Below are 14,250 nucleotides of genomic sequence, written 5' to 3' on the forward strand. Positions count from 1 at the left end.
TACTCCTTCTTAATTTACTAACTGTTATACATTCTTTTTTAATCGATTATATTCCTGCTATTTCTTTCGATTAAGTAATACAGCTAGTAACACTTTCGGATGAAAAAGATGAAATGGACTACGAATTAAATTCATCACTCGTACTAATCGAATATAAACGTCAGAATCACTTGCGGATAGTCGATATATTTGTTTCGTGTACCAAAGCTGAAACTTTTGCTTCATAGTTAATTCTCTCTTTAGCTGCGGGTGACGTGATATTTCCGTTGTTGTCATATCCCAAGGGGTTTCTATTATGTTAGCGGCTTTTTTATAAAATTGTTGTGTAAATGTTTTATCAAACTGTTTTCTACCTTGCAGAAGTACTTGCAATTGGTGAGCTTCCATAGCTGCAACTGAAACACCTTGACCGAAAACGGGATCAAAACGACATTGTGCATCTCCAACTACTAACAATCCTTCTGGTAAATTATTAACTAGATCAAATCTCCGACGTACTTGATAAGGAATTTTGTACGTTTTTATATCGGTAATCGCCTCAGCTTTGTTTAGAAAATCTGTTACATTAGGGATTGAAAGATTTTCAGCAAAATTGTAAAACTCATCATCAGTTCGTGGTGCTTTCTCATTTGCATATCCACTAAAAGTAACAAAATAACGATTATCTTCAATCGTTTGTATAAGTACACCATAAGGGTTTTCCGGAAAACTTGGAGACATTAGCATATTGCAATAGTCTAACGTCTCATCTTCTTTTAGCCTAAACATTCTAGTTGCGTAAAATAAATCAATGCGTACTTTCTCTTCTTTCACTTCAATATCGTATGCTCGTAACCACCCTATACTTTTTGAACCAAATCCACTCGCATCAACAACAATATCTGCGTGAATTTCTTCTTGCATGCCTTTCTCTAAACATTTAGCCTTTACTCCATATACTTTGTTACGTTTTTCATCTACTTGTAATGCTTCAACCAATATTTCATACTTCGTAGTAATATTTGAAACTTGTTCAATTCGGTTTTGAATATGTGATTCTAGCATAGGACGACTTTGTTGGATCATATGCACTTCTCCTATAAATGGCTGTTTCCATAAGCCAAATTGATGCCATTTTAAATCCCGAGTAAAGTTATTTACGATGCTGCCTGCTTCTATTAATTCATTAGTAATATTAGGGAACAATTCCTCAATTGCTTTTTCTCCGCCTTTTAATAACACATGAGGGTGATTGCTTTGTGGAACTCTTTTACGAGGGTCTATTCCGTTCCATCTTTCCCCAGCCTCTAAAATGATTACTTCTTTAAAAGTAGTTGATAATGCTTTTGCTGCGAGTTTTCCTGCAATACTTCCGCCAATAACAATAGCTTTATTAAACATATTTTCCCCCTTAATGAAAAGAGATCCTGTTGTGTATGAATGAAACAGGATCTTAAACTAATAGCTTCTTTATCATTATATTTAAAATACATGAGTAAATTGCAACGTTAAAATTAAAATACCTAGCCCCCATACGTAATACGCGAATACTTTTAATGAATGACGTTTTAAATATTGAATCATCCATGAAACTGCTATGTAACCAAAGAAAGCTGCTGATAACGTTCCGACAATTAAGGATGTACTAGAAATAGATTCTGCTTTCCCTTGAAAAACATCAACAAATTGCAAGATAATAGCTCCGACAATGGCTGGTGTTGATAATAAAAAAGAAAAGTAAGCAGCTGTTTCGCGGTCTAACTTTCTCCATAATGCAGCGACAATTGTCATACCAGAGCGAGAAATTGCAGGGAAAATAGCAGCTGCTTGAAATGAACCGATGATAAATGCATCTTTATATGTAATGTCATCCATTTTTTTACGACCATTCTTTTGTTTATCGACCATATACAGAAATAAACCTGTCACTAAAAACTCCCAACCAATGGTGATACCTGTTTTTGAAATATCTTCAAAGAAATCTTTAAATAATAATCCGATTACGACCGCAGGTATCGTCCCGACAATAAGTAATAACATTAGCTTTGAAAATGGATTTTTAATTAAATATATAAATTCTTTTTTGTAATAAATAAACACTGCAAGCAAAGTCCCAATATGCAGCATCGTATCTAAAAATAATCCTGCTTCATCTAATTGAAACAAATGCCTTCCTAAATAAAGATGCCCTGTACTACTTATTGGTAAAAACTCTGTTAAACCTTGAATTATGCCTAAAATAAAAGCTTCTAACCAATTCATGATGGTCTCCTTTCTCGTTTGCTTGTACCAATATATGAAGGTTAAATTTTCGATATGAAAAAAACTATATTTCTCTATGAATTTACTTTTAAATTATGGATATATATGTAAAGAGAATCGAGGAGGGTTAATATGTGGAAGCATACAAAATTCGGCAATGTATTACTTTGGATGGGACCTATCCTTGTGTTTTTAGGGTTATGTATGACTAATGTTATTTCAGACATTCCTTTCTTTGAAGGAAAACATAAAACGCTTGGAGTAATAATTTTATTTATAGGGCTTTTCTGTTTAATTGTTGCTAATCACTTTAAAAAAGGAGAAAGAAATGAAGAATGAAGCTAAATAAAAAACAATCCCAGTAAATATGCTAGGATTGTTTTTCGTTTATGTTGCTTATTTATAGAATACTTTATCAACGTTATATTTCGCTTGGTATTCATTAATGATATATGTTTCATAAATTTCTCTTTCTGTTGGATCTTCTACGATACATGCATCAATGCGGTATACTTCATCACGGTGATTTTTAATTGGTGAAACATTGTCTTCAAAATGTTTCTTAATACGTTGTCTAATTTTACGAGCTTTACCTACGAAAAGAAGTTCGTCATTAATATTGTAAAACATAAAAATGCCGCCTTTATCTCTAGGGAACAAGTGGAAATCGATAAAACCGTTAATAGGAGTAATTATCGGCTCGTCTCCTTTAATAACTTGTTTACGTTCAGTAATTGAAACATCAGCCTCAGGAATATTAATTTTAATCAAGTTCATTCACGTCCTCTTTTATTATAAAGATAAATAATAGCATACATATGTAAGAAAAGCTACGTTCAGAGGTATATTTCATTTTATAATTCAAATATTATAGGTACATCATGCAAACTCTTTTTCCAAATCATATGATCGCTTGATTCTCCCCAATAATCCTTCAGTATATAACTAGGTTCTCCAAACTTTTTTGTCCATATACTTTGTGCTTTTTTGTATCCACTATCTAAACAGTATTCGGTTATCCCTCTGCTAAGTAATGTAAGATACATTGCATTTAGTAGTAAACTCCCTATACCCTTTCTTTGGTATTCAGGAAGGACAAATACAGTTCCTATTTCATATAAATTTTTAAGTACATCGCCAGTACAACTATTAATCAATGTACTTGCTGGACCGACTTCAATTGTTCCAATGATTTTTTCGTTATCTTTATCGATTGCTAATAAAAAGTAACGATTTTCTCCATTACTATCAAAATCATTTTTCAAATATTGCTTTTTCGTATTAATTTCATTTTCTATGTCATCCAATAATTGTGATAATCCTTCATCTTTATATGTATTCGTAATAACCATACGGAAAAACAAGTATAGTTCATCTAAATCATTCGAATTCGGTCTTCTAATCGCAACGTTAGTCATGAATTCATTCTCCAATCTATGAAAATATCCGAGAAAAGTTTATATTGTAAATTATTTTGGTACTAAACAGTAGCCTTATCATATTTACTGATTCTTTTTGAACTTATATCGCATCACACGTATATTCGTTCAAAAATATTTTATAACATTATTAATACAATACTTTATATAATCTATTCATCATTATTCTACAAAGACCTGCATAGCTCCAGCAGTATAGAAAGCTCAGTATAAATATTAATGAAATAATTTTTATATCCATAGTTGTATGAACAGCAGGACCGAGTACTGGAAAATGGAAAATATCGAGAACGATCATAATACCTATAAGTAGGCATGTCGCTGAAAAAGAAACCACCCATATTCTCCTCTTTAATTGTAAAAAGGATACTCCTAACGCTATACCTAATAAGCCAGTAGTAAAAGGGAAAACAAATAGTTCGCTTGGTTGAATAATAAATAGTAGGAAAATAGTAAGAACATAAGAGAGTATTCCCTCACGAATAGAATAACAAATAGCAAAGAAAATCGGTAACGTCGCAAATGGACTAATGAGTAATCCTATACCAGGAATTAAGTTCCCCGCCGCTTGAAACATGGTGGCCAATGCACTCATTAAAGCTGTAATTACTAACTTATTTACAAGGGACAACTTTCTTTTATGAACAAAGTTCGCATCCTGCTCTATCATCAGTTGATACCAATAACATACAAACCGATTCATCAAAATCCCTCCTAAATATACCTAATTCATCACTTCCTATATTATTCATACACTTTTTGTTTATGCGTTACTTTCTGCTGGTTATCGATCACTATACAATAGTCGTTTATACTTAGAAGTATTTTTAGGGGGAAAATAGATCGTGCATTTTGAAGAATTTAGACTGAGAGTTTATATCGTATCAAGGAACAATTTCAAAAATAGTACCTTTATTAAAATCAGATACTTTCATAGAACCATAAACTCCTAAATATAATCTAGTTTGATCCAAATTTGTTGCCAAACTAACATAATAAGCTGCTTGAGCACCAAAATCATAATTGGTTTCAATAGCATGAAAGTCATTATGTTTACCGTCTATACCTGCTCTAGTATAAGCTAAAACGCCTTTAACTGGAGATTGAGATTCTTCTTTCTTGGCGAGATCAGTAAACACAACGCTACCATTTAAATTCGAGATTGCAGTTCCCATATATGGCTGAACTCCTGTAAGTGAAGTTCCTCCAAACTTATCCGGTCTAGAATCTTTATGAAAATAACTAATAAGAGGCTGAATACGCTTCACTGATGTTTGTATTGTTTCATCATAATAAGCCATTGTTCTCTCATCCAAAGTAGGATTCTCAGAACAGTGTCTTATAAAAGAGGTGGGCAATTCTCCTTCCCACCCTCGCCAACCAAAGTTAATAAATCCTTCTTGATTAGGAGTAGATCTCATTAAATACGTTTGAACAAGTTCGGTAACCGGGATTGGTTTATAATGAACAAACGAAAAAATAGACTCTACAATATCCTGTCCGACATTTCCAGCATATTTTACAAATTGATTATAAAATCTTTGAAATGAAATACCTGTTATATTACGAACTCCTTTCGCAATTACTGTAAGTGTTTCTTGTATAGATAAAGGAAGTTCATTGAAACGTGTAACAACTGGCGGATTATGTATGAATGTATTTTTACTTACATCGATTTCAATTATTTTACCCGCTATTTCTAAATCATCCTGACTTAAATTAAATGGATCATAACCCGATCCACCATCTCCATTTGTATAAATAAGTTTTCCAGTCTCCGGTGAAAAGTTTAAACTATTGACTCCGTTATGATTAAAAAATGGCCTTCTTATATTAAGTAATGTTCGTCTTTTTTGAGGTTGACCATGTGATTGTAAAATCCATTCCTCAACTGTATCGATATGATCATATTGAGTATCTCTATTTACCCACTTTAAGTTTAAAGCTTTAGGGTCACAAGGATTCGGTTTAAATTGTTCAGTAAGCGCACCCGGTCCTTGAGTTCCAGCTACTGAATAATGAAGATAAAATAAACCGTTTTGATAAAATTGTGGATGAAACGCTAGACCTAGCAATCCACGTTCATCATAGCCACTACTAGAAACGCCTTCTTCAGATGTACCTAACTTGATAACTTGCGGACGAATATTTAAAAATGTTTTTATAACTCCGTCTCCTATGTAAAAAATCTCTCCCAGTTGTGTTGCAATAAATAGTCTTTCAGTTGAATCGCCCGGAAGTATAGTTGTTTTCATTACAGTCGGTAAATTTATATTATGAACAATGGGTCGCAAATTAACTTTAACTTTTGTCAATTAACTGTACACCCCTTTTTATTCTTTTTTATAGAAGAATATGATTAGAGTAGTTCTATTAGTATCAAACAAGCAACATTCCTTTTTATTACAATTTTGTATATAATATAATTATAAATAATCTGGGGGACGAGCTATGACAATCGTACTACAAATCATCTTTCCACTAATTTTCGCGGTGTATTTATTTACCCTCTATCGTAATGGGAGGTTTGGAACAGCTTCATTCCTTTTAGCAGTCATGATAGGGATTTTCGGTTTAGAGAATATTTTTCAATATGCTAGTTTAACAGACCATGCTGTTTATCCATATTGGGGCAGTTTGAAGGCTGTAATTATTATTCTGTCAGTAGTGTTTTTATTCAAAAGAACCCCCACTCCATATAGTAATTAAGTATAAATAAAAAAGATTAGGATTCTATCCTAATCTTTTTTATTATTCAATTGCACCAGCAACATCATAATCATTTATATCTAATTCAATAGGTTGTCCGAGTGCTAGTTTAGCCAGTTCTGCTCCTAAGTATGGACCAGCCGTTAAACCTGAAGCTCCTAATCCGTTCGCAACGAGAATACCTTCAAAGTTAGGTAGTGGTCCGATAACAGGTAAGAATCCTGGTGTAAATGGTCTGAATCCAACTCTTGTTTCAAGCATTGTACCATCTTCTAAACCAGGTGCAACTGTCAATGCTTTATGAAATACTTCATGTAAACCACCAGCTGTTACACGATGATCGAAACCAGTGTCATTTTCATGTGTTGCACCAATTACAACGTGACCATTGTTAAATGTTAAAATGTATTGATCGTTTGGTGGCATAACAACTGGCCAATTTTCTGTATTAGTATTTTCCATATGCAAATGAACAATTTGTGCTTTTTGGAACGTAACTAAGAAATTAATTCCTAATGGGTTTAATATTTCGTTCGCCCAAGCGCCTGCAGTTATAATTACCTTTTCTGCTAAAATTGTCTCGTTGTTTACTTTAACTCCAGTAATATGATTTCCTTCACAGACTATTACTGCATCTCCTTTTATGAAAGTTGCACCATGTTTTTTCGCAGCGCTTATTAATGCGTTGCGTAATGATCTTCCATTTACTCGTGCAGCTCCACTAATATGAATAGAACTATATTCTTCCGATAATGCCGGGAATAATTTTTTCGTTTCTTCAGCTGATAAACGAGTGATTTCACCAATCTCTGGGGCATCTTCACGTCGTTTATAAGCTCGCTCTTCCATTTGATCTAGCTTTTTCTCATCAGTATGTAAACTAATTGCACCTACACGGCTGTAACCTGTATCCGTTTCACCGTCTTCTTCTAATTGCTGAATTAACGAAGAATAGTAACGTGCACCGCCCTTAGCGATTTTATACCACGCTTTATTACGACGTTGTGAAAGCCATGGACAGACAATACCTGCTGCTGCATCAGTTGCTTGACCTAATTGTTGGCGATCTACGATAGTAACGTTCGCACCAGCCTTAGCAAGATGATAAGCAGTAGACGCTCCTAAAATTCCAGCTCCAACTACAATATAAGATTTCATTTCAAACACCTTTTCTCTTTGGCTAATTATATAAATATAAGAACATTCCTTAGTATAATGGAAGGAATACTTTTTTCAATGTACTCATCGCAATTAATTGTTGCATCATTGTGACTTTCCTATCGCTATTTTTTCTTCTTACGGAATAATTCAATTGTTTTATAGCCTTGTGAAAGGATTTCAATCATTTTCTCAAGACGTTTTTCACGTGTTTTTTCTTGTTTTACAGAAAAAAGATTACGTGCCCAATCTTTTTGGTATCCAGGTGTTAAACTTTGATAAAACTGAAGTTCATTCGGATGATTAGCCAATAATGCTTCAACATCTTGAATTCGATCTGCATAATCAGCTACACATTGACTCGCAGCAGGCGTTTTCGTCGCTTTTTTCTTTTCACGTTTTAAACCTACAACAGTAAAGACATCATCCATACTTACCATTCGCGCAAATTTAATATCGCTTTTTCCTACATACCCGTCATCCCCAACCTGTAATGCTGGAAACATCTCATCACGATGAATAAAAGTACTGTAACGAGAATTGCCTTTTTTCGGATATGCGAAAAACACATAACCTTTTTCAATTAGTAATTCTTCATTACTAATAATAAAATTCGTTTGTTTCACCATTTCATCAAGCGTTTCAACAAAAATAAAAATAGCATCGTGTTCTTTTGAAAATGCAGTTTCTTTACCTGTAAAAATGTTGTAATCACTTGGTTCGTTAATAACGACCATATTTGTATACTTATTAAGTTTCAATTTATCGATAACTGACATAATAATCTTCCTTTACATTCAAAATTCATTGTACATATTTTTTTATACTGTTCTAGTGTATTATATCTATTAAGAAAATCAAACTTTAAATCGTATCATTCTATTTCAAAAGGACATAATTCTTTTACTAGAAGGAGTGGTTTTATGCCGTATGTAATCCGTGATGAAGGACTAGTTTTGCAAGGAGACAATGGAAAAGAACCCGTTTTTCGTACGTATGAAGAGGTTGCAGAAACGTTAAAAACACTAACTATACCGCAGTTTCCAAAACATATTAGAAGAAAACCTTTTAAACCGGCTATTTGTTTATTCATAACTTAATAGCAAATAAAGTATATAAAAGTTCTCTATATTGTTCTTCTGTAACTTCACGTTTCGTTTTTTCTCCATAAATAATTTCAGTCAAACTAGTATTCGTTAAAGAAACATGGCCAGCGTTCGTCAACTTTACTACAATTGGTCCCTTGTTGAAAATAGACTTCTCATCTTCTATTACTCGTCTTTGAACCTCATTTACTACCGCCTCATCAATAATATGAATATAAAAAGCATGACAAACTTTCCATTCTCCATCAACATCTATTCTTTCTAGAACATAATTTCCTTTACTCGTATCTTTTCGTCTCGCCCGGTACGAACCATTTTTTGAAGAAACAGACTCACCAGTAAAAGGTACAGGAACGAGAGGTACTAACGAAGCTATACCTACATCAATTAAATACCGTACGTTATCATTATTTAAAATAATTGTTATATGTCCGTCCTCAAGTGCCCAAGCGTTTATATCATTTTTATATACGGTACCTAGTGCGAGTTGTACATCATAACCACTATCCTTTAAAAAATAATAAAAAAGAGTATTTAATTCATAACAAAGTCCACCGCGGGAACTAGTTAAAATTTTCTCTTGTAAGTTTTCCATAGAGATTTTATTCGTATTACCTGCTATTACATCTAAATTCTCAAACGGTATAGTGTGTGCAAATGCAAAGAGAATTGTATTTAACTCGTCAAATTTCACTTCAATACGTTTTTCAAGGTTCAATCTTTTAAAAAGCTGATCTTGTAATCTTGTCATATTCAGCACCCCTTATTAGTTATAAGTTAAAATAGTATATGCTGATTGTAAATTTGATGGGGTACTGTAACAATGTACATTTCGTTTAACTGTACCGGTACAAAAAAACTGATTCACAAGATAACTTAATATGAAAATTAAAATAAGAGGCATTATTATAAATGCCTCTTATTTACTCTGCGATACAGCAACGATTACTTCTTTTTGGAGCCACATACAAAACTAAAACAAAAAGCTACGAATATAAATGTAATAGTTTGTCTATGGATAAATTATTAGTATCACTTAAATCAACAAAATATTGAAGTTGCCACATTTGGCTCTTTTTAGCTTGATTACTAACAGGGATATCCCAAATCGGATAAATTCTCATAGCCATCTTTCCTTTTTGACTTTGAGTTTTCAATATTTTCTCTTTAAGAAGAATATCTTTTGGGAAAATAAATTGTCCTAGTTTATTATCGTCTATACAAGTGATAACTAATAATTCAGGAGCAGAGTCATAAGAAAATGCTTGATTTTGCATGTTTTCATTTTTCTCCCAAAAAGAAACAAATTGACCAATTTTATTAGGAGTAATTTTTGATACTCTAAAACGTATCGTTTTGTTATTTAAGTGAAATAACGCCCCTGCATACTCTGAGTTTTGTTTTTCTTCTTTTAAATTAGTTATCATTAAGTTATTTGGTTTATATACTATATTATTTAAATTTTGGATTATATCATTAAAATTGTTCAAGTAAACGCCCCCTTTATCCATCACTAAGTTTATCACAAACGTTAGTTCTTATATATTGGATAAATAACATATGGTCATTAGCGACGTGAAAAAGAGGGGTATTTTAGTGGAATATGATTATGCAAGAGTATCAACTTTGAATCAAGTTTTAAAAATACAAATAGCAGCATTAGAAAAAGAGAAGTATGATTGTATTTTTTCAAAAAAATCCTATGGAACAAAAACAAATCGACCAAATTACTTTGCTGTACTTAATTTTTCAATTGCTTGTTGCTCAGTTGCTAAGTAAAAAATATCTTTACCTTTATTACACTCATAAATGAAGTCCTTTAAGCTTTCACTAGCGTACATAGAAAAATCCCCAACGATAGCAATCTTTACCTTGTAATTTATAAACTTTTGAAGAATTTCACCCGCAAGACGTGTTTTTAGGTTAAAGAAATCTTCACTTATTAATGATTTATGGATAATAATACGTTTCGCATCTACCTCATATTGAACTGTTGCCATAAGATCCAATGCAGATTGAACGTCGGATATCACTAGCGTATCGTTTCTTATGACCGCTATATTTATTCCGCCAATTACTACTTTCTTTATTTCCATAGTCTCACTCCTCTATAATGTATAGGGCATATATTAAACATGCTTTGCAGCTCTTCATTAATACATATAAATGATTTGCCCTGGCTCAATATCCTCCCTATGCTGTTATAAATGAATATTATTTTTAAATTTTTCATACGGTCAATGAAATTAAGGGTAATATATCACTATTGTTGAAAATGTACTTCTCCACAATAACTTAATAAACTATCAAAAGAAGTAATCTCAGCATACGGTTTTGTGTCGGTGTTATTCTTAATCATATTAGGATTGAACCATATACCCTTTATATTTACATTTTGACAACCAGCAATATCTTTTTCTAAGTCATCTCCAACAAATAGTACATCTTCTGGTTGCACATTTAGCTTATTTAATGCTATTTCAAATATGCGTTTGTCAGGTTTACTAAATCCCGTTTCTTCAGAAATAATAATTGTATCAAAATGACGATTCAAATTCGTGTTAATTATTTTAGCTTTTTGTCTCTGAGTTGATCCGTTTGTTATAATTCCAACTTTAACATGCAACTTTATAGTATTTATAATATTAATAGTACTTTGGTTTATAGAAAAACATTTAGGAAAATTATTATTCCAAAAATCTTGAATACTATTGCGTGGTAATCTATATTTCGATGGGAATTCATTAAAAAATGATTCCAAAACCATTACTTTATCACTGTGACCATAGCTTTTTTTATCATATTCTTTGAATTTCTGTAACATAACATTTTTTACTGCATGTTGTTTAACATCCCCATAAAACTTCTCTAAAATAATGGAGAACAATTTATCTACTGCCATATCCCTATCAAGTAACGTATCATCTAAATCAAATAGCATTGCTTTATAACCCCTCAAATAATTTCACAACCTTTCTCGCATTATATAAATAATCCCTAGTTTGTACCTTTAAACTTTGGGTTTACCAAGAGAGTTGTTATTTAGGTGATTAACGATTAAACAGAGACTAGATAAAAAACTCCCAAGTTTGTGGCGCATGCTCCAGAATTTCGGTGGCTCCTTTTATATTGAAATTCATTTCCTTTTCCCCTTCTAGTAAAGAAGCGAAAGTATATTTTCATACAGTTTAAGAAATTACATCCAATTTACATTATTATACATTGATTTTTCGTAAATATTAATCATTCATTTTTTATACGATGAGTATTTTTTTCAAGCATACAATTATTTATCCATAAAAAAGTAATGAGGCTATTAATACTTATTAGCTGATAACACATAATCTTGAACGTGGAGCTAACACGATAAACGTATTGTAAAGTCTCGTAATGCATCTCCACATAAACTCCAGATAGTAAGGCTATAATGACTACCAGAGGTGATATTATGAGGAACTATCATATTCTCGTGGTAGAGGACGATCAAGAAATTCAGGAATTAATTAAACAATTTTTAATGACACAACAGTATACAGTTGTAGTTGCATCAGATGGATTAGAGGGTATGACGCAGTTTAATAAGCAATCCTTTGATTTAATTCTTCTAGATGTAATGATGCCCAATCTTAATGGATTTGAAGTTTCCAAGATGATTCGAAGCCAGTCAAATATACCAATTATTATGCTAACTGCATTAGAGGAAGAAGAAGATCAAATGAAAGGGTTTGATCTTGGAATCGATGATTATATAACAAAACCCTTTTCGTTTCATGTTTTGATTAGACGAGTCGAAGCTGTACTGAGAAGAAGTTATGATAACAATGTAAATAATCATTTGGTGTTTAAAGAAGTGCGTGTCGATGTTGATGCATATAGAGTATATGTAAATGACGTTGAAATTTTATTAACGACAAAAGAGTTTGAAATTCTACAACTACTATTTCTAAATGAGAGAAAAGTACTTACAAGAGAAAATATCGTAGAAAAAGTTTGGGGATACGATTATTTTGGAGAAACACGAATAATTGATACACATATTAAAAACCTACGTAAAAAATTAGCTATCCCTTACATTAAAACAATAAAGGGTATTGGTTATAAAATTGATGAATAGAATTGTAAAAAACATGAAGATGAAGCAAATTACTTATAAACTCTTTATGACTACATCTCTCATTTTGTTATCCTTTGCAGTATTGATTTATTTAACTTTATACTTCTTTCTCCCTACGTTTTATGAGCAATACAAAACAGATCAACTTCAAACAGGTATAAAAGAAATAATTGATAAGTCTAAAGATCTTACGTTTCAAGATGCGATACCACTTTTTGATGACTACGCAAAAAAAAATAATGCGATGCTTTCACTTCAAAATAAAGAAGGAGTAATTATTTACTCTCCTTCATTTTCTTTTATTCAAAGTGGTGCGCAAACAACAGTGGTTACTAGAGCGACACGGTTCGAGAATACAGCTCCCCTTAGCAATTCATATAACGTTACGAAACCAATTCAATTCCAAGATGGTAGTTTAACGCTTGTAGTGTTCGCAACATTTCAACCGATTGATGAAGCTTCACAGGTTTTAGTACGCTTTCTTCCCTATATTAGTATCATTGTACTCGTAATTGGTGTAGGGAGTGCTTATTTCTATTCCAGGTTTATTACAAAGCCACTTATTTATATTAATGAAGGTGCACAAAAGATGGCAAATTTAGATTTCTCCGAAAAAATTGAGGTTCGCTCTACAGATGAGTTAGGAGAATTATCTAATAGTTTGAATGACATGTCTATTAACTTACAACAAGCTATGTTTGATTTAAAAAAAGCAAATCAACAATTAAAAAATGATATTGAAAAAGAAAGAGAAATAGAAACAAAACGCAGAGAGTTTTTTGCGATTGTAGCACATGAATTAAAGTCCCCTCTTACTGTAATGAAAGGATACTTAGAAGGGATGATATACAATATTGGCCCTTATCAAAATCGTGATCAATATTTAAAGAAAAATCATCAAATTATTGAAAGTATGGAACAATTAGTTCGTGAAATTTTAAGCATGTCGAAGTTAGAACAACATACCTTTAAACTAAATATAGAAGAAGTTAATCTTTCAAAGTTAATAGGTACAATCACAAAAGATCTCGAATTTTTCGCTTCTCAAAAAAGTATCCAAATAATAAAAGAAATAGATTCTGACCTTTCTGTTTATACAGATCGTGTTCTTTTTGAAAAAGCATGTAAAAATATTATCCATAATGCGGTTATGTATTCACCACATAATGAAAAAGTCTATATAAAGTTAAGTGAGGATTCTAAACAAGGTCAAATCAAAATGAAAATTATGAATACAGGTGTCAATATTAAAGAAGAAGATATACAACAAATTTTTAAACCATTTTATCGAATTGAAAAATCAAGGAATCGAAATACTGGAGGAAGTGGTTTGGGGCTATATATTGTTAAACAAATTCTTGAAACGCTAGGTATAAAATATTCTATAAATAATATGGAACATAGTGTACAATTTTGCATGAGCATTCCATTATCTAAACAAAAAACAAACAAACTCCCCTCTTAGTAGGACGAGTTTGTTTGT

17 protein-coding genes are annotated in these 14,250 nt (G+C 32.0%); 5 read left to right on the forward strand and 12 right to left on the reverse strand.

What is annotated here, in order from left to right; genetic code table 11:
- Positions 1-57: 57 nt before the first annotated feature.
- Entirely contained in the window at positions 58-1,380 is a 1,323-nt protein-coding gene (locus VK90_RS14665; protein WP_048373813.1) for an FAD-dependent monooxygenase, read from the reverse strand.
- An 81-nt stretch (positions 1,381-1,461) separates the two neighbouring features.
- Positions 1,462-2,241, reverse strand: coding sequence for an undecaprenyl-diphosphate phosphatase (locus VK90_RS14670; RefSeq protein ID WP_048373815.1), 780 nt, complete (start codon positions 2,239-2,241; stop codon positions 1,462-1,464).
- Positions 2,242-2,373: 132 nt separating this feature from the next.
- Between VK90_RS14670 and VK90_RS14675 the strand changes: the two genes are divergently transcribed.
- A complete protein-coding gene (locus VK90_RS14675; protein ID WP_048373817.1) occupies positions 2,374-2,580 on the forward strand; it encodes a hypothetical protein in 207 nt (68 codons plus the stop codon).
- Between the two features lie 57 nt (positions 2,581-2,637).
- On the opposite strand, the gene VK90_RS14680 is transcribed toward VK90_RS14675, so the two are convergent.
- The 4 genes from VK90_RS14680 to VK90_RS14695 all read right to left on the reverse strand — a co-directional run bounded on the left by VK90_RS14680 (position 2,638) and on the right by VK90_RS14695 (position 5,995).
- Positions 2,638-3,018, reverse strand: a complete 381-nt coding sequence (locus VK90_RS14680; protein WP_001048942.1) for a nucleotide excision repair endonuclease — start codon at positions 3,016-3,018, stop codon at positions 2,638-2,640.
- A gap of 77 nt (positions 3,019-3,095) precedes the next feature.
- Positions 3,096-3,659, reverse strand: coding sequence for a GNAT family N-acetyltransferase (locus tag VK90_RS14685; protein ID WP_048373819.1), 564 nt, complete (start codon positions 3,657-3,659; stop codon positions 3,096-3,098).
- Between the two features lie 151 nt (positions 3,660-3,810).
- Positions 3,811-4,383: a hypothetical protein gene (locus VK90_RS14690; protein WP_048373820.1), complete on the reverse strand. Its 573-nt coding sequence runs from the start codon at positions 4,381-4,383 to the stop codon at positions 3,811-3,813.
- A 181-nt stretch (positions 4,384-4,564) separates the two neighbouring features.
- Complete coding sequence (locus tag VK90_RS14695; protein ID WP_048373822.1) at positions 4,565-5,995, reverse strand: PQQ-dependent sugar dehydrogenase; 1,431 nt, start codon at positions 5,993-5,995, stop codon at positions 4,565-4,567.
- A 136-nt stretch (positions 5,996-6,131) separates the two neighbouring features.
- On the opposite strand from VK90_RS14695, the gene VK90_RS14700 reads away from it, so the two are divergent.
- Complete coding sequence (locus VK90_RS14700) at positions 6,132-6,389, forward strand: hypothetical protein (RefSeq protein WP_048373824.1); 258 nt, start codon at positions 6,132-6,134, stop codon at positions 6,387-6,389.
- 42 nt (positions 6,390-6,431) lie between these two features.
- Here VK90_RS14700 and VK90_RS14705 read toward each other — a convergent pair whose 3' ends face one another.
- A complete protein-coding gene (locus tag VK90_RS14705) occupies positions 6,432-7,547 on the reverse strand; it encodes an NAD(P)/FAD-dependent oxidoreductase (RefSeq protein WP_048373826.1) in 1,116 nt (371 codons plus the stop codon).
- A 125-nt stretch (positions 7,548-7,672) separates the two neighbouring features.
- A complete protein-coding gene (locus VK90_RS14710; RefSeq protein WP_048373828.1) occupies positions 7,673-8,326 on the reverse strand; it encodes a YdeI/OmpD-associated family protein in 654 nt (217 codons plus the stop codon).
- Between the two features lie 144 nt (positions 8,327-8,470).
- Here VK90_RS14710 and VK90_RS30270 point away from each other — a divergent pair, with 144 nt between their 5' ends.
- Entirely contained in the window at positions 8,471-8,647 is a 177-nt protein-coding gene (locus tag VK90_RS30270) for a hypothetical protein (protein ID WP_197088212.1), read from the forward strand.
- On the opposite strand, the gene VK90_RS14715 is transcribed toward VK90_RS30270, so the two are convergent.
- The 4 genes from VK90_RS14715 to VK90_RS14730 all read right to left on the reverse strand — a co-directional run bounded on the left by VK90_RS14715 (position 8,637) and on the right by VK90_RS14730 (position 11,594).
- Positions 8,637-9,404 carry an arylamine N-acetyltransferase family protein gene (locus VK90_RS14715; protein ID WP_048373829.1) on the reverse strand — a complete coding sequence of 256 codons (768 nt, stop codon included), beginning with the start codon at positions 9,402-9,404 and terminating at the stop codon, positions 8,637-8,639. The genes VK90_RS30270 and VK90_RS14715 overlap by 11 nt on opposite strands.
- A 235-nt stretch (positions 9,405-9,639) precedes the next feature.
- Positions 9,640-10,143, reverse strand: coding sequence for a MepB family protein (locus VK90_RS14720; protein WP_053081424.1), 504 nt, complete (start codon positions 10,141-10,143; stop codon positions 9,640-9,642).
- 237 nt (positions 10,144-10,380) lie between these two features.
- Positions 10,381-10,749, reverse strand: a complete 369-nt coding sequence (locus VK90_RS14725; RefSeq protein ID WP_048373830.1) for a DUF4180 domain-containing protein — start codon at positions 10,747-10,749, stop codon at positions 10,381-10,383.
- Positions 10,750-10,916: 167 nt separating this feature from the next.
- Positions 10,917-11,594 (reverse strand): HAD family hydrolase, encoded by a 678-nt coding sequence (locus VK90_RS14730; RefSeq protein ID WP_048373832.1) that lies wholly within the window; start codon positions 11,592-11,594, stop codon positions 10,917-10,919.
- A gap of 507 nt (positions 11,595-12,101) precedes the next feature.
- Between VK90_RS14730 and VK90_RS14735 the strand changes: the two genes are divergently transcribed.
- Together VK90_RS14735 and VK90_RS14740 are read left to right on the forward strand one after the other, a co-directional pair.
- Positions 12,102-12,767 (forward strand): response regulator transcription factor, encoded by a 666-nt coding sequence (locus VK90_RS14735; protein ID WP_048373833.1) that lies wholly within the window; start codon positions 12,102-12,104, stop codon positions 12,765-12,767.
- Positions 12,760-14,232, forward strand: coding sequence for a sensor histidine kinase (locus tag VK90_RS14740; protein WP_048373835.1), 1,473 nt, complete (start codon positions 12,760-12,762; stop codon positions 14,230-14,232). Before VK90_RS14735 ends, VK90_RS14740 begins: the two co-directional genes overlap by 8 nt.
- Positions 14,233-14,250 lie beyond the last annotated feature (18 nt).

Origin of the sequence: Bacillus sp. LK2 (genome assembly GCF_001043575.1) — a bacterium.
Classification (GTDB): Bacteria; Bacillota; Bacilli; order Bacillales; family Bacillaceae_G; genus Bacillus_A; species Bacillus_A paramycoides.

Excerpts from the sequence above, each read along its gene's own strand:
- VK90_RS14665 (WP_048373813.1), bottom strand. The coding sequence starts at position 1,380 with ATGTTTAATAAAGCTATTGTTATTGGCGGAAGTATTGCAGGAAAACTC.
- VK90_RS14670 (WP_048373815.1), bottom strand. The coding sequence starts at position 2,241 with ATGAATTGGTTAGAAGCTTTTATTTTAGGCATAATTCAAGGTTTAACA.
- VK90_RS14675 (WP_048373817.1), top strand. The coding sequence starts at position 2,374 with ATGTGGAAGCATACAAAATTCGGCAATGTATTACTTTGGATGGGACCT.
- VK90_RS14680 (WP_001048942.1), bottom strand. The coding sequence starts at position 3,018 with ATGAACTTGATTAAAATTAATATTCCTGAGGCTGATGTTTCAATTACT.
- VK90_RS14685 (WP_048373819.1), bottom strand. The coding sequence starts at position 3,659 with ATGACTAACGTTGCGATTAGAAGACCGAATTCGAATGATTTAGATGAA.
- VK90_RS14690 (WP_048373820.1), bottom strand. The coding sequence starts at position 4,383 with ATGAATCGGTTTGTATGTTATTGGTATCAACTGATGATAGAGCAGGAT.
- VK90_RS14700 (WP_048373824.1), top strand. The coding sequence starts at position 6,132 with ATGACAATCGTACTACAAATCATCTTTCCACTAATTTTCGCGGTGTAT.
- VK90_RS14705 (WP_048373826.1), bottom strand. The coding sequence starts at position 7,547 with ATGAAATCTTATATTGTAGTTGGAGCTGGAATTTTAGGAGCGTCTACT.
- VK90_RS14710 (WP_048373828.1), bottom strand. The coding sequence starts at position 8,326 with ATGTCAGTTATCGATAAATTGAAACTTAATAAGTATACAAATATGGTC.
- VK90_RS30270 (WP_197088212.1), top strand. The coding sequence starts at position 8,471 with ATGCCGTATGTAATCCGTGATGAAGGACTAGTTTTGCAAGGAGACAAT.
- VK90_RS14715 (WP_048373829.1), bottom strand. The coding sequence starts at position 9,404 with ATGACAAGATTACAAGATCAGCTTTTTAAAAGATTGAACCTTGAAAAA.
- VK90_RS14725 (WP_048373830.1), bottom strand. The coding sequence starts at position 10,749 with ATGGAAATAAAGAAAGTAGTAATTGGCGGAATAAATATAGCGGTCATA.
- VK90_RS14730 (WP_048373832.1), bottom strand. The coding sequence starts at position 11,594 with ATGCTATTTGATTTAGATGATACGTTACTTGATAGGGATATGGCAGTA.
- VK90_RS14735 (WP_048373833.1), top strand. The coding sequence starts at position 12,102 with ATGAGGAACTATCATATTCTCGTGGTAGAGGACGATCAAGAAATTCAG.
- VK90_RS14740 (WP_048373835.1), top strand. The coding sequence starts at position 12,760 with ATGAATAGAATTGTAAAAAACATGAAGATGAAGCAAATTACTTATAAA.